Annotated in this window: 15 protein-coding genes; 9 read left to right on the top strand and 6 right to left on the bottom strand. The window is 71.9% G+C overall.

Features of this window, described 5'->3' with window-relative positions; all coding sequences use genetic code 11:
• Positions 1-64 precede the first annotated feature (64 nt).
• The 5 genes from A1QA_RS0102980 to A1QA_RS0102960 all read left to right on the top strand — a co-directional run bounded on the left by A1QA_RS0102980 (position 65) and on the right by A1QA_RS0102960 (position 7,010).
• Complete coding sequence (locus A1QA_RS0102980; RefSeq protein WP_167320635.1) at positions 65-1,246, top strand: AAA family ATPase; 1,182 nt, start codon at positions 65-67, stop codon at positions 1,244-1,246.
• A 74-nt stretch (positions 1,247-1,320) separates the two neighbouring features.
• The gene (locus A1QA_RS0102975; protein WP_017177444.1) at positions 1,321-2,559 is read left to right on the top strand and encodes a DUF58 domain-containing protein; all 1,239 of its coding nucleotides are present in this window, start codon (positions 1,321-1,323) and stop codon (positions 2,557-2,559) included.
• Entirely contained in the window at positions 2,556-5,123 is a 2,568-nt protein-coding gene (locus A1QA_RS0102970) for a transglutaminase TgpA family protein (protein ID WP_154652207.1), read from the top strand. The genes A1QA_RS0102975 and A1QA_RS0102970 overlap by 4 nt, the downstream gene beginning before the upstream one ends.
• 499 nt (positions 5,124-5,622) lie before the next feature.
• The gene (locus A1QA_RS13175; protein ID WP_154652206.1) at positions 5,623-6,174 is read left to right on the top strand and encodes a DUF6318 family protein; all 552 of its coding nucleotides are present in this window, start codon (positions 5,623-5,625) and stop codon (positions 6,172-6,174) included.
• 278 nt (positions 6,175-6,452) lie between these two features.
• Positions 6,453-7,010 carry a hypothetical protein gene (locus tag A1QA_RS0102960; RefSeq protein ID WP_017177441.1) on the top strand — a complete coding sequence of 186 codons (558 nt, stop codon included), beginning with the start codon at positions 6,453-6,455 and terminating at the stop codon, positions 7,008-7,010.
• Between the two features lie 177 nt (positions 7,011-7,187).
• Here A1QA_RS0102960 and A1QA_RS0102955 read toward each other — a convergent pair whose 3' ends face one another.
• The 4 genes from A1QA_RS0102955 to A1QA_RS0102940 all read right to left on the bottom strand — a co-directional run bounded on the left by A1QA_RS0102955 (position 7,188) and on the right by A1QA_RS0102940 (position 12,524).
• A complete protein-coding gene (locus A1QA_RS0102955) occupies positions 7,188-8,249 on the bottom strand; it encodes an alpha/beta fold hydrolase (RefSeq protein WP_017177440.1) in 1,062 nt (353 codons plus the stop codon).
• The gene (locus A1QA_RS0102950; protein ID WP_017177439.1) at positions 8,246-9,712 is read right to left on the bottom strand and encodes a hypothetical protein; all 1,467 of its coding nucleotides are present in this window, start codon (positions 9,710-9,712) and stop codon (positions 8,246-8,248) included. The genes A1QA_RS0102955 and A1QA_RS0102950 overlap by 4 nt, the downstream gene beginning before the upstream one ends.
• Before the next feature lie 153 nt (positions 9,713-9,865).
• The gene (gene metX / locus A1QA_RS0102945) at positions 9,866-11,155 is read right to left on the bottom strand and encodes a homoserine O-acetyltransferase MetX (RefSeq protein ID WP_017177438.1); all 1,290 of its coding nucleotides are present in this window, start codon (positions 11,153-11,155) and stop codon (positions 9,866-9,868) included.
• Between the two features lie 28 nt (positions 11,156-11,183).
• Positions 11,184-12,524: an O-acetylhomoserine aminocarboxypropyltransferase/cysteine synthase family protein gene (locus A1QA_RS0102940; protein ID WP_017177437.1), complete on the bottom strand. Its 1,341-nt coding sequence runs from the start codon at positions 12,522-12,524 to the stop codon at positions 11,184-11,186.
• Positions 12,525-13,013: 489 nt separating this feature from the next.
• On the opposite strand from A1QA_RS0102940, the gene A1QA_RS0102935 reads away from it, so the two are divergent.
• A complete protein-coding gene (locus A1QA_RS0102935; RefSeq protein WP_017177436.1) occupies positions 13,014-14,456 on the top strand; it encodes a C40 family peptidase in 1,443 nt (480 codons plus the stop codon).
• 162 nt (positions 14,457-14,618) lie between these two features.
• On the opposite strand, the gene A1QA_RS0102930 is transcribed toward A1QA_RS0102935, so the two are convergent.
• The gene (locus A1QA_RS0102930) at positions 14,619-15,110 is read right to left on the bottom strand and encodes an inorganic diphosphatase (RefSeq protein ID WP_017177435.1); all 492 of its coding nucleotides are present in this window, start codon (positions 15,108-15,110) and stop codon (positions 14,619-14,621) included.
• A gap of 206 nt (positions 15,111-15,316) precedes the next feature.
• Here A1QA_RS0102930 and dacB point away from each other — a divergent pair, with 206 nt between their 5' ends.
• Genes dacB through hpt form a run of 3 tightly spaced genes read left to right on the top strand, consistent with a single transcriptional unit; the run spans position 15,317 to position 18,553 of the window.
• Positions 15,317-16,717, top strand: coding sequence for a D-alanyl-D-alanine carboxypeptidase/D-alanyl-D-alanine endopeptidase (dacB, locus tag A1QA_RS0102925; RefSeq protein ID WP_026048641.1), 1,401 nt, complete (start codon positions 15,317-15,319; stop codon positions 16,715-16,717).
• Complete coding sequence (locus tag A1QA_RS13170) at positions 16,717-17,994, top strand: zinc-dependent metalloprotease (RefSeq protein WP_017177433.1); 1,278 nt, start codon at positions 16,717-16,719, stop codon at positions 17,992-17,994. The genes dacB and A1QA_RS13170 overlap by 1 nt, the downstream gene beginning before the upstream one ends.
• A 4-nt stretch (positions 17,995-17,998) precedes the next feature.
• A complete protein-coding gene (gene hpt / locus A1QA_RS0102915; RefSeq protein ID WP_017177432.1) occupies positions 17,999-18,553 on the top strand; it encodes a hypoxanthine phosphoribosyltransferase in 555 nt (184 codons plus the stop codon).
• Between the two features lie 268 nt (positions 18,554-18,821).
• Here hpt and A1QA_RS0102910 read toward each other — a convergent pair whose 3' ends face one another.
• Positions 18,822-19,334 (bottom strand): transposase family protein, encoded by a 513-nt coding sequence (locus tag A1QA_RS0102910; RefSeq protein ID WP_017177431.1) that lies wholly within the window; start codon positions 19,332-19,334, stop codon positions 18,822-18,824.
• Between the last annotated feature and the right edge of the window lie 942 nt (positions 19,335-20,276).

The following is a 20,276-nucleotide window of genomic DNA, read 5'->3' as shown; positions in this document are numbered from 1 at the left end:
AGTGGGCGCCGTCCCACATCTCGGGGCATCCCGGCCGCGGCCCGGGCCGTGCGAGAATCGCCGCATGAGCCTTCCGACGGCCCGTATCCCTGAAGCCCGTGGCACCGGTGCGCCCGGCGCCACGGCCGGAGCTGCCGCCGCAGCCGCGCCCTCGGCGATCCCCCCGGCCCCGCCCGGGTCGGCCACGGGCAGCGGGTACGGCATCGCCCCGGGAGCGCGGAAGCCGACGCCGGCCAAGGGCGCCACCGACTCGCCCGAGCGAGCAGAGAGCCTAGGGACCCCTACGGCGCCCATGGGCGCCGACGAGCTCGCCACCCTCACCGCGCGCCTGACCAAGCGCATCTGCGCCGTCGTGCTCGGCAAGGAGGACGAGGTGCGCACCGCCGTCGCCACCTTCCTCGCCGGCGGGCACCTCCTCATCGAGGACGTCCCCGGCGTCGGCAAGACCACGCTCGCCCTCGCCCTGGCGCGCTGCCTCGACCTGCGCTCGGCCCGCATCCAGTTCACCGCCGACCTCCTGCCCGCCGACGTCACCGGCGTGTCCATCTACGACCAGGCGGCCCGCACCTTCCGCTTCCACCCCGGGCCCGTCTTCACGGGCATCCTCATCGCCGATGAGATCAACCGCGCCACGCCCCGCACCCAGTCCGCCCTCCTGGAGGCCATGGGGGAGGGGCATGTGAGCGTCGAGGGGCACGCGCGCCCCCTGCCCGACCCTTTCATGACTGTCGGCACCCAGAACCCCCTCGACATGGAGGGCACCTTCCCCCTGCCCGAGGCGCAGCGCGACCGCTTCATGACGCGCCTGTCCCTGGGCTACCCCGACCCAGAGGCGGAGACCGCCATGGTGCTCGCCCGTGGCGGCGCCGACCCCTTGACCTCCCTCACCCCCGTGGCCACCGAGGCCGGGGCCAGGAGGGCGCGCTCCGCCGTCGCCGCCATCAAGGTCGCCAAGCCGGTGGCCCGCTACGCCGTCGCGCTCGCGGCCGCCACCCGTGACACCAGCGAGCTCGTGCTGGGGGCCAGCCCCCGGGCCGCCCTCCACCTCGTGGCCATGGGCCGGGCCGGTGCCGCCATGGACGGGCGCGGCTTCGTGACGCCCGACGACATCGCGTCGGCCGCTCCCGCCGTCCTCGGCCATCGGATCGCGCCCGCCGGGCGCTTCGCCTCTTCCGCCCACGAGCGCCAGGCCGCCGAGTCGGTGCTCGCCGGGATCATCGCCCGCACCCCGGCGCCGAGGTCCTGATGGCTCGCCGGGCGCCCGGCCAGCGCGCGGGGCGGGGGCCGCGGGCGCGACGGGGGCTGCCGGCGCGGCTCCCGATGGCCGTGCCGACGTCCCACGGCTGGGAGATGCTGGCCCTCGCGCTGTTCCTCCTTCTCGCCGGGTGGGCCGTGCGCCTGCCCCTGCTCATGGGCGCCGGTGTGCTCCTGATCGCCCTCATGGTCCTGTGCCTGCTCATGGCGCTGGGGCTGGGGCTGCTCGCCCGGCCGCGGGCGCGCCTCCTCGGCCCGGAGGAGATCACCGCCGGGCAGTCCGGCGCCTGGGCCATCGACGGCCGCGCCAGGCTCTTCAGCGTCCTGCCCGCCTGGGCGCGCTGGGATATCGAGCACCATCCGCACTCTGCTGGGGCTGGCGGCGGGGTCGCGCCCTACGGCGAGCGGCGCTTCACCGGGCCCCTGCGCGCGGGCGGCGGGGCCCTCGCCTCGGCCCTGACGGTCACCGGCGCCGAGCGGGGGGCGCTGCGACTGGAGGCCAGGGGCCTCCTCATCCATGAGCCCTTCGGCCTGGCGAGCGCCCGCGTGCCGATCCGCGCCACCGCCCACGTGCTCGTCCTGCCCACGCCCGCCCCCCTGCCCGACGGCGTCGTCGCGGGCTCTGGCTCGGCCCCCTGGGGCCGGAGCGTCCCCCGGGAGCGCGGATCGGCTGAGCGCGGCGGCGAGCAGATCTCCCGCCTGCGCGACTACCGCCCCGGTGATGCGCTGGCCTCCATCCACTGGCGCCAGTCCGCGCGCCAGGGCGGGCTCATCGTCGCCGAGAGGGACCGGGTGCCGCATCCCCGCCGCTCGCTCGCCCTCCGGCTCTCGGCGGAGGCCGCGGGCGCGGGGCGCGGCAGCGGTGAGCGCGCCGGGCGGAGCGCTGCTGAGCGCGCCGGCTCCGCCGGGGCTGGGGAGGCTGCGGAGCGGGCGGAGCGGGCGATCAGCGTCGTCGCCGCCCTCATCGCCGCGTGGGACGAGCAGGGCTGCGCCGTCGGCCTCGATCTGGGCGGCCAGGGGGATGGCGGGCCCGACGACGCGAGCGGTTCCGCTTCCGGCGGCGCCAGCGATCGCGTCGCCCTCCTGCGCCGGCTCGCCGCGCTGGGTCCCGCCGATGCTCGGGTGAACGCCGTCGAGCACTGGGGGACGCGCGGCACCGCCGCTCCCGACGCGCTCGTCACCGACTCGGCGGCGCTCGCCGCCCGCGCGGGCCGCGAGCTCCCCGAGGCCTCGGCGATCATCCTCATCGGCGACGACGGCGCCGCCCGCCTCCACACCGACCCACCTGCGGGAGGCAACCGATGAGCCGGTCGAGTCAGCGCGCGGGCGGATTGGTCCGGCAGAGCAGACTGCGCTGGTCCCGCGAGCCCCGGCCCTCCGGCGAGGCGCCCCGGCTCCAGCCCCTGTGGGGGGCGCTCATCGTCACCGCTCTGTGGTGGGCGGGGCTGAGGGTCCTCGAACAGGTCCTCCTCCCTGGGCCCTGGCAATCGCGCGCCCTCCTCATCGCGGCCGCCGTCCTGCTCGTCACCGGCGGCGGCCGGGCCCTGTGGCCCAAGCGCCCCGTCCTGCCCTGCCTCCTCGCGCTCGCCGTCGGCAGCGCGATCCTCGCCGTCCAGGTCCTCACCAGCCCGGCACTGAGCGCTTGGACGGCGAGCCCGGCCTCCGAGCTCGCCGCCGTCGGCCAACAGGTCCGGGCCACCGACCCGCCCATGCCGGTCAGCGACAGCCTCTCCCTCGTGCTCGCCGCCCTCACTCTCCTCATCGCCTGGTGGTGCGCGCTCATCTCCACCACCGGCGGGGACCGGGTCGGGGTGACCGCCGTCGTCCCCGCCTCCTCCATGCTCGTGGCGGGACTGCTGACCGACTGGACCCCGCCGGGACGGATGGTCCTGGGCTTCGCCGCGGGCATCCTCCTGCTCATCGGCTCCGCCGTGCCCGTGATGCCCGCCGTGCGCGGAGGGCTGGCGGGCCTGCGCGCACGGCTGGGCCTGGCCGGGACCCGGATCGCGGTGCTCATCCTCGCGCTCGTCCTGGCCGCCGGGGTTGGCGGCGGGATGCCGGTGCGGGGGCAGGACGGTTTTCTCGACCGCATCGTCGGCCGGGAGAAGAGCGTGCCCGAGACCAGTCTGACGCTGGGCAGCGACCTCGTCCACGGCAGTGGAACCGCGTTCTCCTACCAGGCCGAGGGCTCTGAGGGGGGAGAGTCCCTGCGCTTCACCCTCGCCGTCGTCCGCGACCTCGACGGCAGCACCTGGGAGCCGATCAGCGTCCCCGACAACGCCCGGACCATCAGCGAGCCGCCGACGGGGCTCGACGGCGCCGCCCTCACCCCGATCTCCGCCCTCGAGGCCTCCGGGGGCCAGGCCGGGAGTGGTGCCGACGTGCCGGGGCTGCGCGCCGTCGTCATGCGGGTGGACGACCTCGTCACCGACCGGCTGCCCACGCTCCAATCCACCCTCGTCGTCGACTCGGCGGATGATGAGGTGACGGGCTCGTGGGGCGGCACCGCGCTCGACCCGGCGTCCTGGCGCTGGATCCCCGGGACCTCCACCGCCCGCTCCTGGCGCGACACCACGGCCAGTGGCGAGATGTACCGGGCCTACGGTTGGAGCGCCGTCGCCGGGCTCGACGGACAGCCGATGATCGCGCCGCCCTACCCCGCGCCCGCACCCGCCGCCGAGGAACTGGCCCCCTACCTAGCGCTGCCCGCCGGGGTGAGCCGGGGGGACGCTGGTGGCTCCAGCGCGATCCACGAGGCCGGGGCTCAGGCGCTGGCCGCGGCGGGACTCGATCCCTCCTCGCCCGCGCCCGTGCGCGCCGCCGCCCTGGCCGCCTGGTTCCACGGCAACGGCTTCGTCTACGACGAGTCCGCCCCGGGCAGCTTCGACGGCGCGGGAGCGGGTGGCGGCTCCGCGAGCCCGGTGGGGACGGTGGAGGCCTTCCTGACCGAGCGATCCGGCTACTGCATCCACTACTCCGCGGCCTTCACCCTCATGGCCAGGGACATGGGGCTGCCCACCCGCATCGCCATCGGCTACGCCTCCCACAGCCCCGCCCCCGGCCAGAACGCGGGGCAGACACAGGTCCGGGCCGAGGACCTGCACGCCTGGCCCGAGGTGTGGATCGACGGCGCGGGATGGGTGGCCTTCGAGCCCACGCCCGGCGGGGCCGGCGCGCGCGCCAACAAGGCGACGCCCGCGGAGGCCACCCCGGCCCCGACGACGACCCCCTCCCCGGAGCCGAGCGCCTCCGCCACTGCCGGGCCCACGCCGAGCGCGGCGGCACCGACGGCGGGCGATGCCGATCAGTCCGCCGGAGACAGCGAGAAGGGCGAGGACCCGGGGGAGGGCGGCCCCGCTGCGGGACTGGGCGGGCTCGCGACAGGGGGCGCCACGCTGGGCGCGCTGGCTGCGCTGGCTGTGGTGGGCGCGCCCGCGCTCGCCAGGGTGGTGAGGCGGCGTCGCCGCACTGCGGTGATGCGGGGTGGCGGACGAGGCGGGGACGGGCCCGCCGAGGCCGCGTGGGCTGAGCTGCTGGACTGCGCCGTCGACCTTGGGCTCATCGGTCAGGGGACACCCCTGCCCTCGCGCACGCCCGGCGCCGTGGTGGCGCGCCTGGCGGAAGCCCTCGGTGCTGGTGCCAGCGCCGCGGGGGAGTCCCTGGGCGCGTTGGAGAGCGCGGTCGTCCGGGAGCGCTACAGCGCCGATATCGAGAAGGACGGCGACGGCGTCGGATCTGGTGCCGCGGAACGCGGCCTGGAAGAGGCGCTGGGATCATGCGTGAGGGCCATGCGCGAGCAGGCCGGCTGGCTCCGCCGCCTCCGCGCGACGCTCCTGCCCACGAGCCTCCTCCGCCCCCTCCGCATCTGACCCCCACCCCCTCGCCGAGACCGGGCGAACAGCACGGCGAAACCGGGCGAACAGCACGGCGAGACCGGTTCCGTATCCACAGGCCGCTGCTGGTCGGGGCGGTGTTGGCGAGTTATCCACAGATCCGCGAGAGGGCCTGGCGCGCGGACGGCGCGGGCCTCTAAGGTTGGGAGCCGACGGCGAGGCCGCCGTCACTGGGGCCGACCTGGGGCCTCGGATCCTTCCCCTGGTCCATATCCGCCCGTCCGCTTCCCGCTTGGAAGGCCCCAGACCCATGGCCCCCACGCCTCCCCACACCCCGCCCCTCGCCTTCGGCGCGACAGGATCTCGACGGCGCCCAAGCGTCGTCCCTCGGCCAGCAGGCCGGCGCCGACAACGCAACCGTCTCGCGGCGGTGGCGTCCGGGCGGTGGGCTCACCCGATCGCCCTCGTTCTGGCGGCCTGCTGCGCCGCGAGCCTGACGCTGCTGACCGCCTGTGCCAAAGACGAGCCCTCGCCCGTGACCTACGGGACCCTGCCCACGCGCTTCTTCTCCACCCCCGACGCCAGCGCGGACGCGACCCCCACCGCCAGCGCCCTGCCGTCCCTCAGCCCGGAACTGGCGGCGCAGCGCGCCACCGCCCTGGCCGAACCCAAGCCCATCAAACCTCCGGAGGCCAGGCAATATACAGAAGAAGGCGCTGTCAACGCCGCCTTCTACTTCCTTCAGCTCTACCGCTACGCCTTCATCACCGGCGACACCGCCGACTTGGCCGCCATGAGCGAGGAGGGGTGCGTCTTCTGCAAATCCACCATCGACGATGCTGCAAAACTCCACGAAGGTGGAGGATGGGCTAATCCTTGGGTTGATGAGGTCCAAAATGTCGAATACATTCCACCTGGGAGCGGAAAAGAATATTGCGGCATCAAGATCGCGGTATCATCGAGCGGGTCGACGACAATCAATCGGCAAGGTGAGGCGATCAGGAACGAGGCGACGGACTCAAACCTCTTTTTAACCCTTCGTTACCACGATGACGGCTGGCGCATCGGGGAGGTGTCGACAAAATGATGCGCCTCACTGTTGTTGTCGGCGTGTTTGTCATGCAATCGACATTTTTTTCCATTCCTACGGGCGATATTTCATCCCCGGAAGATCAACGAGGCTACAGTGGTCGAGCATCTGGCAATGAAGTCTCGATGGCGTCGTCGGTGTACGAGGAGGTCCCAGTCCAGGGAGGTCCGCCATCAGGGGACTCAGCAAATCCGCCAGAAGGTTCATCCAGCGCTGTCGCAGTATCAGCGGCATCACCTCAAGACAACCCAGCTGGGGGACGCTGGAACTGCTGGGTGGAAGAGATCAGTGATCTCGACAAGAAGGGGCACTGCGCCCTGGTGGCCGACGACACTCCCGCCGCTGCGGCGCCCGCTGCCCCGGCCCCCGCACCCATCGTCCTCACGTCGCATGATGTGGCCACCCTCATCGTCGACGGCTCCGGCGTCTTCATCCAGCCGCCCACCGGCACCATCCTGCTCCACATGCCGCTGATCGCCTACACCAACCCCGCCACCAGAACACTCACCACCAACGTCGGCGGCACCAGTGTCGACGTCGAAGTCACCCCCGCCACCTACACCTGGAACTGGGGAGACGGAACCACCTTCTCCACCACCGACCCCGGCAACCCCTACCCCAACCAGACCGTCACCCACCTGTACGCCACCACAGCCGACAACGTCACCGTCACCCTGACCACCACCTGGACCGCGAGATTCAAACCCGCAGGCGCCACCGACTGGCAGCCCGTCGACGGCTACGTCACCACCACCCAAACAGCCCCACCCTTCAACATCCGCCGACTCATCCCCTACCTGTCCGACGACGCTGAAGAGCACCAAGGCCACTAACCCCCACCACACACCGCCCCGAACCCGCCACCGGTCTCGCTCCTCATTTCGCTCGGTCTCGTCATGAAGGCGCGCCCCGATCATGCCCGCGCCCACAAGAACAGAATCTCGCCGTGCTGTTCGCCCGGTTTCGCCGTGCTGTTCGCCCGGTCTCGATGCGGGGCGGGCGATTCAGCCTCAGCGCAGGACGTAGGCGGTCATCCAGCGGCGCATAGCGCCCAGCACTTGCTCGCGCACGGGAGGCGCGGAGAGCACGAGGTCGTGCACGGCGCCGTCGAAGCGCGCCACGGTGACGAGTGAGCCCAGGCAGACGGCGCGCTGGGCCGTGGCATCGGCGTCGATCACCGTGTCCGTCGACCGCGAGTCCGGCGTCCACGTGACCCCCAGGCGCGATCGCGCCGAGCCCATCGATAGCACCGGGCAGCGGATGTCGAGCCCCGCCGCCACCCGCGTCTGGCCAGCGAGGATCGCCTGCAGCCACCCGGGCCAAATCGGCGCTCCGGGCCAGTGGACCCACTCGTCGTTGACATCCCAGCCACGCACCCACGGGTCATCCGCCCATGCCGGGTTCGGCTCGCCGTCGCGCTCGTCCCAGCCGTCGGTGACGCGGAAGCGCTTCTCCGGCGGGAAGCTCGGCGTCGGCAGTGGCCTGCGCGGATCACGGCGGGCGAGGGCCCGCAGCACCGGCTGCCCGAGGAGCCTCACCGGCGAGGCTCCCTGGATCTCCAGCCACGGGGAGGCCAGGATGAGCGAGCCCAGCGCCCCCGGGTGGCGATCCGCCCACAGGGAGGCCACGAGGCCGCCGGTCGAGTGCCCATAGCCGACGACGTCGATCCCTTCCCCGTGCTCAGCGTGGATGACGCCGAGGGCCTGGCCGATCTCCTCGTCGTAGTCGTCCAAGGACGTCACCCAGCCGAGCATCTGCCCCTCGCGCAGGGACCTCCCATAGCGGCGCAGGTCGAGGGCGTAGAAGGCCCCGCCCAGCCGGGAGACCTCCCGGGCGAGGTGCGTGTGGAAGAAGTAGTCGTTCCAGCCGTGCAGATAGAGCCAGGCGAAAGTCGGCGCGCTGGGCGTGCCGGGCAGGGCCCCGGGATCCTCCGCGGGCACATGCCGCACGAGGGTGGCGACGGCGCCGTCGGCCTCCTCATCCGGCAGCAGCTCCAGGGTGCGCGCCTGGAATCCCGGGCCGAGGTGGTCCGGGCCCCAGGCGCCAACGGGGGCGGCTCCCTCCCCGGTCATTTCGCGCCCGCCGCGTAAAGAGTGACCTCATTGCTCTTCACCGTGATGAGGCGCCCGGGGGAGACGAAATAGTACGGGGTGCGACGCGTGCTGCTCGGCAGCGAGATCTCCTGCCCGGTGGCGGTGTTCCACATGCCCGCGATCTGGAACCCCCGGTCCGGTGAGCCGACGAGCCCGAAAGCGGCCGAGCCGCTGGTAGCGAGCGCGTAGACGTCGTCGGTCACGCATGCGCCATCGGTGACCAACTCGATGGTGGAGCCGCTCTCGGTCAACGTGACCGTGAAGCAGTCATAGCCCTTGTGCTTGTCGTCAGTGGTGGCGACGGCCCATGAGATATCGCTGTTGTTCGCCCAGGTCTTGATCTGCTCCTTGGAGGGCCGCATCTGACCGGTGGTGGGGGCGAACCGCTGCGTGGTCGCCATCCTGTTCAGATTATCCGCGCTCACGGCGTCCTCCTCCTCCCCAGTGGGGGAGTAGAGGATCGTCTTTTTTCTCGCCGTGTCATAGGTCGCCCATCCGTCAGCCATGGCGTTGAGGTGCCTGGTGGTCTTCACCTTATGAGTCTCACCGGTCTCGACGTTGATGATGGTGTGCCCATCAGGAGTGATGAACGACGGCGATCCTGGGAGGACCAGATCGGGGCGGAGTGAGGATTCGAGGCTCTTGTTGAATCTCGCTCCTGTCCATTTCTGCGTCAGGTCCTCGGCGTATCCATCGCATTGGGAAGAGGAGCACACGATCATGACGTTGTCGACAACACCGATGACATCCATCGCGGAATCCCAGGGGGTGTCGCTCACCTCGCCGGTCGTGAGATCGATGAGCTGCTCCCCGGTCAGGAAGTACGTGCCCCGCACCCCGCCCGAGTAGGGCGCGTATTTCGTGATCTCCGCCCGCCATTGCTGTGCCGGCTCGGAGTCCGTGATGGGGTAGCTGGTGATCGTGGCGCCCGCGCCCTTCCTCTTCACGGTGAGGAACGAGGTGCCCGCGGGGATGACATCGTCCGCATCGGAGAACTCCTCGTGCCACAGCTCGTGACCGCCCTCGGCCCAGGCGGGATCGGGGGCGAGCGGATCAGCGGCCGACGCAGGGGCTGTGTCGTCCTTCTCCCACAGCAGGTAGCCGGCGATGCCGCCTCCCGCCAGCACGAGCACGACGGCGAGAACCGCCGCCACGATGAGACCGGTCCGGCGCCACTTGGGAGGCACCACCTGGCCATAGGCGCCGGGGATGGTGGCTTCCGGGGCGTACCCGCCCGGGGCGTAGGGGGCCTGCGCGTACGAGGCCTGAGGGGATGGGGCCTGGGAGTACTGAGCGGGCGGGGAGCCGGCGGCCAGGGCCTGCGTGGGCGCGTAGGAGTCGTCGAGGGGCAGTTGGCCGGCCGGCGTGGCCAGGTAGTCGACGTCGTCGTCGCTCTCGGGCGCCGGGCCGCCGGGTCCGGCGCTGGACGGGGACTGGCTCATGGGATGAACCTAGCCGAAGAAGCGCCCCGTCAGGGCGGGTTCCTCGACTCTCTTACAGAGCCCGAGGCCCACCGCCTCGCCGCCGCCTCCCTGCCGCCGCGCCTTCCTCTCAGCGCTCCGGCGCCTCCGTCCCCCGGGCGCCGCGCCTTCCTCTCAGCGCCCGGGCTCGTCGTCGGCCAGGAAGTCGCGCAGCACGGCGTCCATCTGATCGGCCTCGATGAGGAAGCCGTCGTGGCCGTGCAGCGAGTCGATGGTCGCGCGCCGCGCGCCCGGGATGCCATCAGTGAGCTCGTCAGCCTGCCAGGTCGGGAAGAGCCGATCGGAGGAGACGTCCACCACCAGGGTGCGGGCGCTGACCCCGGCCAGGGCCGCCGGGATCCCGCCGCGCCCGGTGCCGACGTCGTGGACCATCATCGAGTGGGTGACGATGAGGTAGGTGTTGGCGTCGAACCGGGCCAGCAGCTTGCCCGAGTGGTGGTCGAGGTAGGACTCCACCTGGTAGCGCCCGCCGACGGCGGGGTCCTCGGCCCCCTGGTGCGCCCGTCCGAAGCGGGTGTCGAGCTCGGCGGCGCTGCGGTAGGTGGTGTGGGCGATCGCCCGCGCCAGCGCCAGCCCGCGCACCGGCCCCACCGGATGGGAGTAGTAGTCGCCGTCGAAGAAGTAGGGATCCCCGACGATGGCGAGCTCCTGGAGGTGGCACCAGGCGAGCTGGTCCGCCGTCGTCGAGGCGCCGGTGGCCACGAGCGCGAGGTTGCGCACCCGCTCAGGATGGCCCACCCCCCACTCGATGGCGCGGTGACCGCCCAGCGATGTCCCGATGACCAGGTGGAAGACGTCGATCCCCAGGGCGTCGGCGAGCCGGGCCTCGGCGGCGACGGCGTCGCGCGTGGTCAGCCACGGGAACCGCGAGCCCCAGGGCCGCCCGTCCGGGGCCAGCGAGGAGGGGCCGGTGGAGCCCTGGCAGCCGCCGAGGATATTGGCGGCGACGACGAAGTACCGCTCGGTGTCGATCGCGCGGCCCGGCCCCACGAGGCTGTCCCACCAGCCGGGGGTGGGGTGGCCGGGGCCGGGCTCGCCGGTGACGTGGGAGTCCCCGGTCAGGGCGTGCAGGACGAGGACGGCGTTGTCGCGCGCCTCGCTCAGCTCCCCCCAGGTCTCGAAGGCCAGCACCGTGTCCGGCAGTGTCTCGCCGGATTCCAGGGGCAGGTCCCCGATCTCCAGGAAGCGGCGGTGCCCGGGATCGTCCCCGGTGCGCCACGCGCCGGTGGGGGAGCCCGCCGCGCGGTCGACGAGCTTGGAGGCGGCCGTCCCCACACCCGCCGTGATGGGCTCCGACGGCGTGGGCGCGGACGCGCCGGACCCCGGCAGACCGGGCTCGGGCAGGCCAGCCGCGGACGGGCCGGAAGCGGGCAGACCGAGGCCGGGCGATGCCGACTGGCTCATGGCGCTCTCCTCGGGGCGGGGCCGGCGCTCAGCGCTGGCCCAGGGCCGCCAGGCCGCGATCAAGATCGGCGATGATGTCGTCGATGTGCTCGATGCCGATGCTCAGGCGCACCGTTCCCGCGCCGATCCCCGCCGCGGCCAGGCCTGCGTCGTCGAGCTGCGAGTGCGTCGTCGTCGCCGGGTGGATGGCCAGGGAGCGCACGTCCCCGATATTGGCGACGTTGGAGAACAGCTGGAGGGCGTCGATGAAGGCGCTCCCGGCCTCGCGCCCGCCGGCGAGGTCGAAGGTGAGGATCGACCCGGCGCCACGCGGGCAGTACTTGCGGTGCAGCTCGTAGTAGGGGCTCGACTCCAGGCCGGAGTAGCGCACCTGGCTCACAGCGGGGTGGGACTCCAGGTGGCGGGCGACGGCGAGGGCGTTGTCCACATGCCGCTCCATGCGCAGGGAGAGGGTCTCCACTCCCTGGGCGATGAGGAAGGCGTTGAGGGGGCTCGCCGCGAAGCCGAAGTCCCGCTGGCCCTGCGTGTGCGCCTTGAGGACGAAGGCCACGTTGCCCAGCGGCGAGCCCACCCCGAGGTCGCGGGCGAAGACGACGCCGTTGTAGGACGGGTCGGGCTCGTTGAAGCCGGGGAAGCGCTCGGCGTGGGCGGCGTAGTCGAAGCTCCCGCCGTCGACGATGACGCCGGCGATCGAGGAGCCGTGCCCGTCCAGGAACTTCGTGGCGGACTCGACGACGATATCCGCCCCCCACTCGAAGGGCCGGGTGAGATACGGGGAGGCCACCGTGTTGTCGACGACGAGCGGCACCCCCACGCGGTGCGCGGCGGCGGCGATGGGCTCGATGTCGAGGATGTCGCCCTTGGGGTTGGGGATCGACTCGCCGAGGAAGCACACGGTGGTGTCATCGGCCAGGGCCTCCCAGGCGGCGGCGTCGGAGGGGTCCTCGACGAAGCGGGTGGTGATGCCCAGGCGGGGCAGCGCGGTGGTCAGCAGGTTGACCGTGCCGCCGTAGAGCGACGGCGAGGCGACGACGCTCGATCCCGCGCCGCCCAGGGTGAGGATCGTCAGCGTCGTCGCGGCGCTGCCCGAGGCCACGAGGTGGGCGCCGGTTCCGCCGTGCAGGGCGCAGATCCGCTGGGCGACGGAGGCGTTCGTCGGGTTGTCGAGGCGGGTGTAGATGGGGCCGAGCGAGGCCAGGGAGAAGCGATCCGCGGCCTCGGCGGCGCTGGGGAAGACGAAGGAGGAGGTCTGGTAGATCGGCAGGGCGCGGGCGCCGGTGTCCGAATCGGGGGTGTGGCCCGCCTGGACCTGGAGGGTCTCGAACTGCCAGGAGGCGAGGGTGTCGGGGGTGGTCGCTGCGTTGCTCATCGGATGTCCTTCAGTGGTGCCTGTGCGTTTCGGTTCGCGCCCTCGTGGGGCGGGACGCGCACGTGGGCCGACGGCGGCGCGGCGGCGTGCGCGTCAGCGTTGCATTCGGCGGGTGAGGCGGCAGGACATGCCCCGAAAGGTGCCACGGCGGCGCGGTGGACCGCAAGCGCGTCCGGATCCCGGAAGCGGGCGGATCGTTGTGGGTCACGATGAGGTAACGACATGCGGTTGTGAGAGAGGTCACCGGAGTGGCGGAGTGCGGTCCGATCCGCGGGATTCCACGACTTATGGGGCGCATGGGGGAGGTGTTACCAATGTGAAATCAGTGGTCGCTGTTCTCAACGGGGCGTGTGATGACTAGTGTTGCGGGTGTATCGCCGTGCGACCCATGGCACGGGAATGTCAAACCCTGGAGGATCCGTGAGCTCTAGACACCGTTCGTTCCGAGCGGCACGAGCCTTCGCCGCCGCTACCGCACTGGCTGTCGCGATGGTTCCCAGCGCCCTTGCCGACACCGTCGACCAGGACGACATCGACGAGGCGAAGAAGGCGGAGAGCCAGACGTCGTCGTCGATCGCCGACCTCGAGGTGCAGCTCGCACAGCTGAAGTCCGACCTCCAGACCTCGCAGATCAAGGCGGCCTCCGCCAACGAGGACTACCTCGAGGCCGCGGCCGAGCTGAAGACCGCCACCACCGCCGCGGCCGACGCCCAGACCGCTGCCGACAACGCCGCCGCGGCCACCGAGACCGCGCGTACCAGCCTGGGCGCCACCGTCGTCGAGACCTACCAGGACGGCGGCAACCCCCTCGACGCGCTCACCCCGTACCTGTCGTCCGAGTCGCTGGCCGACATGACCGACACCTCCGTGGCGCTCACCCGTGTGGGCGAGAACCGCAGCGCTGACCTGCAGAACTTCGAGGCGCACCAGGCCGTGGCCGAGAACATGCGGACCATCGCCCAGCAGAAGGTGACGGAGAAGGAGACCGCCGCCACCAATGCGAAGAACCTCAAGGCCACGGCCGACACCGAGGTGAGCAACGCCTCCAAGGCCGTCAGCGACGCGAAGACCAAGCGCGAGAGCCTCATCTCCCAGCTGGCCACGCAGCGCAACACCACCGTCGAGCTGGAGACCCAGTACCAGGACCGCCTCGAGGCCGAGCGCCAGGCGCGCGAGGAGGCCGCGGCCAAGACCGCTGCCGAGGAGGCCGCGCGCAAGGCCGAGGAGGAGAAGCGGGCCCAGGCCTCCGCCTCTCCCGCGCCGACCGCGCCGCCGACGCCCAGCGCTTCGCCGAGCCAGTCCCCCTCGGCGACGCCGACTCCCACTCCCGAGGCGACGACGGCGCCCGCCACCACCGAGGCGGCCCCGACGACAACGGAGGCGGCGCCCACGACCGAGGCCGCGCCGGAGACGACCGAGGCCGCGCCCGCCCCGACTCCTGAGACCGAGGCGGCGCCGGAGACCACTGAGGCGGCCCCCGCTCCTGAGCCGGAGCCCGCTCCCGCGCCGGAGCCGCCCGCTCCTGAGCCGGAGCCCGCGCCCGCGCCGGAGCCGCCCGCTCCCTCCATCAACGTCGCCCAGACGGCGATCGACACCTCGTACACCTTCCTCGGCGTGCCCTACGTCTGGGGCGGCGAGAGCTACGACGGCGTCGACTGCTCCGGCCTGGCGATGCTGTCCTACCAGGCCGCGGGCGTCTACCTCACGCACTCCTCGCGGGTGCAGTACGGCGAGGGGACCCAGGTGCCCATCGATGAGGCCCAGCCCGGCGACCTCGTCTTCTGGTCCTCGGATGGGACGCAGGAGGGGATCTACCACGTGGCGATCTACCTCGGCGACGACCAGATGATCGAGGCCCCGACCTTCGGCGTCCCCGTGCGCGTGACCGGCATGCGCTACTCCGGCGTCATGCCCTACGTCGTCCGCTTCTAATCGATCGCCCTCCCCTATAACCGAGACCGGGCGAACAGCACGCCGAAACCGGGCGAACAGCACGGCGAGATTCCGATCTGTGGAAAACCACCCGGTCTCGCGGTGCTGATCGCCCGGTCTCGGTGATAAGAGAGGCGAATTAGTGGGCGCTCAGAGGAGCACTCAGTGGGCGCGGTGCTCTTGCTCGCGCTCGTAGGAGCGGCGGATCTCCGCCTCGGCCTCGTCTCGCCCCACCCAGTGGGCGCCCTCCACGCTCTTGCCCGGCTCCAGATCCTTGTACACCTCGAAGAAGTGCTGGATCTCCAGACGGTGGAACTCGCTGACGTCCTCGATATCCGTGCGCCAGGACGCACGCTGGTCCGCCGCGGGCACGCACAGGACCTTGTCATCGCCGCCCTTCTCGTCGCGCATGCGGAACATGCCCAGTGCGCGGCAGCGGATGACGCAGCCGGGGAAGGTAGGTTCCTCCAGGAGGACGAGCGCGTCGAGCGGGTCGCCGTCCTCGCCGAGGGTCTCGTCGATGAAGCCGTAGTCGTCCGGGTAGCGGGTGGAGGTGAAGAGCATCCGGTCGAGGCGGATGCGGCCGGTCTCGTGGTCGATCTCGTACTTGTTCCGGTTCCCCTTGGGGATCTCGATGGTGACGTCGAACTCCACGCTGTGCTCCTGACTCTCGTGCGATCCGATGGAATCCCGGGCAAGACCGGCACTCCCCGCGGCTGCGGACGGGGCGGCGCAGCTCTGGGAGGGCTGGCCACGATGGCACTAGTGTGGACTACGACGGCGTCTCCCGTCCGCATCCCGGCGGACTGCCTGGCGCCGGCCTGATCGAGCACACCAGCTGGCAACAGATCGGAGGCGCCGTGCGCCGCATCACGACCGCCGCCCTCACCGCCGCGACGCTCCTCGTCGTCGGCGGCTACTACGGCGTCGCCGACGCCCTCGACATCGTGCCCGGGCCCCTGACCGTCACCGGCGCGGGCCGCCCGGCGGCCTTCCCCACCGCCGCCTCCCTCGACGGCGCCGCTGGCGCGACCGTCGCCCCCTACGACTCCTCCGCTCCCATGCCCGACGGCTCCGCCGTGGCCGGCTACGCCTCCACCCTGGCCGGGGACTCCCGCGTGGCCGGCGCCACCACCGCCGTGAGCGTCGTCGACGTCGCCTCCGGGCAGCAGATCGCGGGCGCCAGCCAGGACACCCCCCTTACCCCGGCCTCCACGAACAAGCTCCTCACCGCCTGGGCGGCGCTGCGCACCCTCGGCGCGGACCACACCCTGAGCACCCGCGCAGTCCTCTCGGGCGCTTCTTCCTCATCACCCACCGTCACGCTCATCGGCAGTGGGGATGTCCTCATGGCTGATGACAAGGGCGACCCGAACGCCGTCGTCGGGCGCGCGGGACTGGGGGACCTCGCCCGCTCCACGGCTGAGAGCCTCAAGGCCCAGGGCATCACCTCCGTGGCGGTCACCCTCGATGACACCCTCTTCCCCGAGGACCAGAAGTGGTCCAGCGACTGGGAGGCCGGCAACGAGTCCTTCGTCGCGCCGATCCAGCCGATCATGGTCGACGTCAGCGCCTACCACGACTCCCACGCCTACCCCGCGGACCCCGCGAACGACGCCGCCCAGGCCTTCTCCAAGCACCTCCAGGAGGCCGGCATCACCGTCTCGGGCGTGAGCCGGGGGCAGGCCGCCGACGGCGCCACCGACCTCGCCTCGGTCTCCTCCGCGCCGCTGGCGGACATCCTGAGCGTCTCCCTCAAGGCCTCGGACAACACGATGACCGAGGTCGAGGGCAGGCTCGTCGCCGCCGCCGCGGGCAAGCCGACCACCTTCGCGGGCGCTGCCGAGGCGGTCAAGGCGCAGTTGTCCGCCGACGGGTTCCCGGTCGACGGCGTCACCCTCCTTGACTGCTCCGGCCTGGCCAAGGGCAACAAGATCCCCGCCAGCCTGCTCACCTCCATCCTCCTCAAGGCCGCGGGCCCCGACGGCGGGACGGCCGGGCGCACCCTCATCGCCGACCTCCCCGTGGGCGCCCTTGACGGCACGCTCAACGACCGCCTCGTCTCCCAGGCGGGCGCCGGGACCGTGCGCGCCAAGACCGGATCGCTCGACCAGACGTCCTCCCTCGCCGGGATCATGGTGACGTCCAACGGCCGCCTCCTCGTCTTTTCCGTCATCATCGACGGCTTCGCCTCCGGGGGCCTGGGCAACGCCCGCGCCGCGATGGATGAGGACTTCGTGGTGAAGCTGGCCGGCAGCTGATGGCCCCTGGGCCGCGGGCGCGGCGCGAGGCCTCCGGGGCCGCCGGCGGGCTCAGGAGCGCTGGCAGTCCCAGGGCCGCTGGCGAGCCGTCGACGGCGCGGGGCCTCGTGGACTGGAGCCGCGTGGAGGCCGCCGCCCGGACCGTGATCCCTGCCGCTGGGCCGCGGGTGCCCCGGGCCGCCCGCAGCGCCGTGGTGGAGCTCCTGCGGCGCGGCGCTGCGGAGGCCCCGGGGCGGGTCGGCGAGATGACGGGCCTTGGCCGGGCGGCCCGGGAGGCGGCCGCCGTTCAGGTGCTCGTCGTGGACCGCGCGGGCCTCGTGCGCGCCACCGCTGGGTTCCTGGAGCGCCTTCTCGACGGCGTGCCCGCACCTGCCGCTGGTGGCGCGGCGCGCGCGGCCGCTGCCTGGGAGGTGGGCGCGGCGCTCGGCGCGCTCTCCACCCGATTGCTGGGGCAGGTGCTGCCCGCGGTTCCGGCCGCGACGATCAGCGCCGATCCTGCCGCCCCCGCCGATACCGACGACGACGCTGACGCCGAAACCCGTGTCACTGGTACCGACACCCGCGTCACCGCCGCTTCTGGCGATCCCACTGGTGCCGCCGCCCCGGGGTCGCGCCCGCGCCTCCTCCTCGTGGCCCCGAATGTCCTCTCCCTCCAGCGCCGCCACGGCCTCGACCTCGCCGACCTGGCCACCTGGGTGGCGATGCACGAGACCGTTCATACCGTCCAGCTCGCCGCCGCGCCCTGGCTGGCCGATTACCTCGTGGCGCGGGCGCGCGAGGTACTGGGCGCCGTCGTCGGGGCCCAGCCCGGGGGCGGGGGACTGGCTCGGATCGCCGCGATCGCCGGCGCCGCTGGGCTGGGGGAGACGAGGGGGATCGCCGAGGTCGCGGGCCTGGCGGAGCTGCGCTCCACTCTCGCCTTCCTGGAGGGCCATGCCCAGGCCGCCCTCGACGGCGTCACCCCCGCCCGCATCCCCTCGGCGCACCTGCTCCGGGCGGTGCTCGACGCCGACGCCGCTCTGCCGCCCGAGCGGGCCAGTGGACAGGGCGGTGGAAGGGGCCCCTTCGCTGCGCTGGCCCGCGGGCGGCTCCTCCACGGCGCGCAAGCGGCGCGATTCGCGCGGGGCGTCGTCGCGCTCGCGGGCCACGAGGGACTCAACCGGGCCTGGGCGTCGCCGTGGGCGCTGCCGACGGCGGCCGAGCTGGCCAGCCCCGAGGCCTGGCTGGAGCGGGTCGGGGGCGGGTCAAGCGCAGCGGGCGTGAATGAGGGAGGATAAGGGCATGGATGCTGCCGACATGGGAACCGACCTCCAGCAGGTGCTGATCTCGCGCGAGGAGATCGAGAGCCGTCTGGATGACATGGCCGAGAAGATCGACGCCGACTACACGGGCAAGGACCTGCTGCTCGTGGGCGTGCTCAAGGGCGCCGTGTACGTCATGGCGGACCTGTCGCGGCGCCTGCGCCGCAGCGCGCCGATGGACTGGATGGCCGTCTCGTCCTACGGCTCGGGCACGAAGTCCTCCGGTGTGGTGCGCATCCTCAAGGATCTCGACACGGATCTGACCGGCCGGCACGTGCTCATCGTGGAGGACATCATCGACTCCGGGCTCACCCTGTCCTGGCTGCTGGGGAACCTCACCTCCCGGGGTGCGGCGAGCGTGAGGATCGCGACTCTCCTGCGCAAGCCGGAGGCGGTGAAGGTGGAGGTCGACGTGACCTACGTGGGCTTCGACATCCCCAACGAGTTCGTCGTCGGCTACGGCCTCGACTACGCCGAGAGCTACCGCAACCTTCCCTTCATCGCGACCCTCCGCCCCGAGGTCTACGGGGGCTGAGGCAGACAGACCCTCGCGGCATCGGCCCGGTGGCGTCGACGGCGAGGGTCGATGGTGACGCGGCTCGAAGAGCCGTGAGATTCGGCAGGGAGGCTATCGGCGGCGCGGCCCTCTCCGCCTGACCGGGCTGGTTGCGGAAGTATTGTCCGCCGCCGTAGCCGCGCGGTCGTGACGGTTATATCCATATGACTCCTGAGTGTAGTCATCCCACTGAATCATATTGGGGTCGTAAGGCAATGTGAAGCTTTCCGGAGCCAAGGAGGCTTATTCATAGGGTGTAGGTGAATATGAGTCCGAGGACTGCGGTGATGGTTTCCGGGAAGGTTTCCGGTGGTCTTCTGCAGCCGGTGCGCAGGACTCTCCAGGTCTTGATGTTGGCGATGACTCGTTCGATCTTGTGGCGAATCTGGTTGACGGCCCGGTTGCAGGCCTTGTCGTCTGGGCGGGGGGGAAGTCTCGCGGGTTTTCTTCTCGGGGTGATCACGCCCAGTCCGATGCGCCCCTTGTCGCCAATACGCCTGGGTGGTGACGCCCCGTCGGGCAGGTCGGTGGCGGGCACGTCGAGCAGGCCGCCGCGGCGCAGGGCCTGAGCGTCGTGCGCGCATCCGTCCTGGGGGTCGGACACCCAGGCCAGGGCCCCTGACAGGGCGCAGGCCACCTGGACGCTCAGCCCCGTGGTCTTGTGCTCACCGGAGTACAGCTCGCAGTGGTCCTTCCAGGACCAGCACTGAGGCAGGGCGCCGTCGATGATCAGCTGGGCCGTGGCATCCAGGTCCTCCACCGTTGGAGCACTGCCGTTCAGGCATGCGGCAATCAGGGGCGTGCAGGCGCTGATGACGCGAAAGACGGTGGCCTGCCAGACGCCGCAGAGCTCGGCGAGCAGCTCCTGGGGCAGGTTGTGCCGCAGCCAGGATCAGGGTCAGGCGCACGCACAGGAACAGCCCCAGCACCCTCGCCCCGAAGACCGGCAGATCGGGGTTCTCGGCGAAAATGGCCTCGCACAGGCCCATAACCTCACACCGAGGGATTCTCGTGCTACTATTCGTCATGGCGGTTTGCTTCTTGGTTGGATTGGCTTAAGCGCCAAAGATTCTCTCAAGAGCAAGCCGCGACCCTGCTTAGCGACACGCTATTACCAACAAAACACCCTAAACACCCCTATGAATAAGCCTCCCTGTGTCGACATAGGGCCCGGCGTTCGCGCTACCCGGGTGCCGCCTGCGCGATCCGTCGCATCGACCCTGGTCAGCAGGGGGGCGGAGGGGTGGGGGCAGAAGGCGCCACGCGCCAGAAGGTGCATTAAGACATCCGGAACCTCTCGGCTATCGTCGCCCCCCGACTCGTCAGCAGGCTCCGCGCGCCAGAAGGCGCATTCGCCGCCAGCTCGCGCCCTCCTCCCGCCGCGCGCCGAGCGGCACGCTCGGCGCGCGGCGGGACCGACTTCTCCTTGGAATCACGTCGGCCCGTTCCCCGCCCGTGGGCTCCCGTGTGCACACGGCCCGTCGATGCACATACGAGGCTTCACGGCCCGCACCCTGCCCGCGCCATTCCAACGTTTCGCACGCCGGGCCCCGCCCTGAGCGTGTCATCGCCCGCAAGCCGCCCGCGCGCCGCCCACACCTCCGGCCCGGCCCGCCCCGTCCCCCTCTTGTCCCATCCCACCCCTCCCTCCGGCTTCCCGCGCACGCCCGGCGCGAACGGGATCGCCCCGGGTGAGGTGATC

Source organism: Actinomyces timonensis DSM 23838, from assembly GCF_000295095.1.
Taxonomy (GTDB): Bacteria; Actinomycetota; Actinomycetes; order Actinomycetales; family Actinomycetaceae; genus Actinomyces; species Actinomyces timonensis.
This window is presented reverse-complemented; position numbering and strand designations above follow the sequence as displayed.

Coding starts and splice junctions, on each gene's coding strand:
- A1QA_RS0102980 (WP_167320635.1), top strand. CDS start 65: ATGAGCCTTCCGACGGCCCGTATCCCTGAAGCCCGTGGCACCGGTGCG.
- A1QA_RS0102975 (WP_017177444.1), top strand. CDS start 1,321: ATGGCCGTGCCGACGTCCCACGGCTGGGAGATGCTGGCCCTCGCGCTG.
- A1QA_RS0102970 (WP_154652207.1), top strand. CDS start 2,556: ATGAGCCGGTCGAGTCAGCGCGCGGGCGGATTGGTCCGGCAGAGCAGA.
- A1QA_RS0102955 (WP_017177440.1), bottom strand. CDS start 8,249: ATGACCGGGGAGGGAGCCGCCCCCGTTGGCGCCTGGGGCCCGGACCAC.
- A1QA_RS0102950 (WP_017177439.1), bottom strand. CDS start 9,712: ATGAGCCAGTCCCCGTCCAGCGCCGGACCCGGCGGCCCGGCGCCCGAG.
- metX (WP_017177438.1), bottom strand. CDS start 11,155: ATGAGCCAGTCGGCATCGCCCGGCCTCGGTCTGCCCGCTTCCGGCCCG.
- A1QA_RS0102940 (WP_017177437.1), bottom strand. CDS start 12,524: ATGAGCAACGCAGCGACCACCCCCGACACCCTCGCCTCCTGGCAGTTC.
- A1QA_RS0102935 (WP_017177436.1), top strand. CDS start 13,014: ATGGTTCCCAGCGCCCTTGCCGACACCGTCGACCAGGACGACATCGAC.
- A1QA_RS13170 (WP_017177433.1), top strand. CDS start 16,717: ATGGCCCCTGGGCCGCGGGCGCGGCGCGAGGCCTCCGGGGCCGCCGGC.
- hpt (WP_017177432.1), top strand. CDS start 17,999: ATGGATGCTGCCGACATGGGAACCGACCTCCAGCAGGTGCTGATCTCG.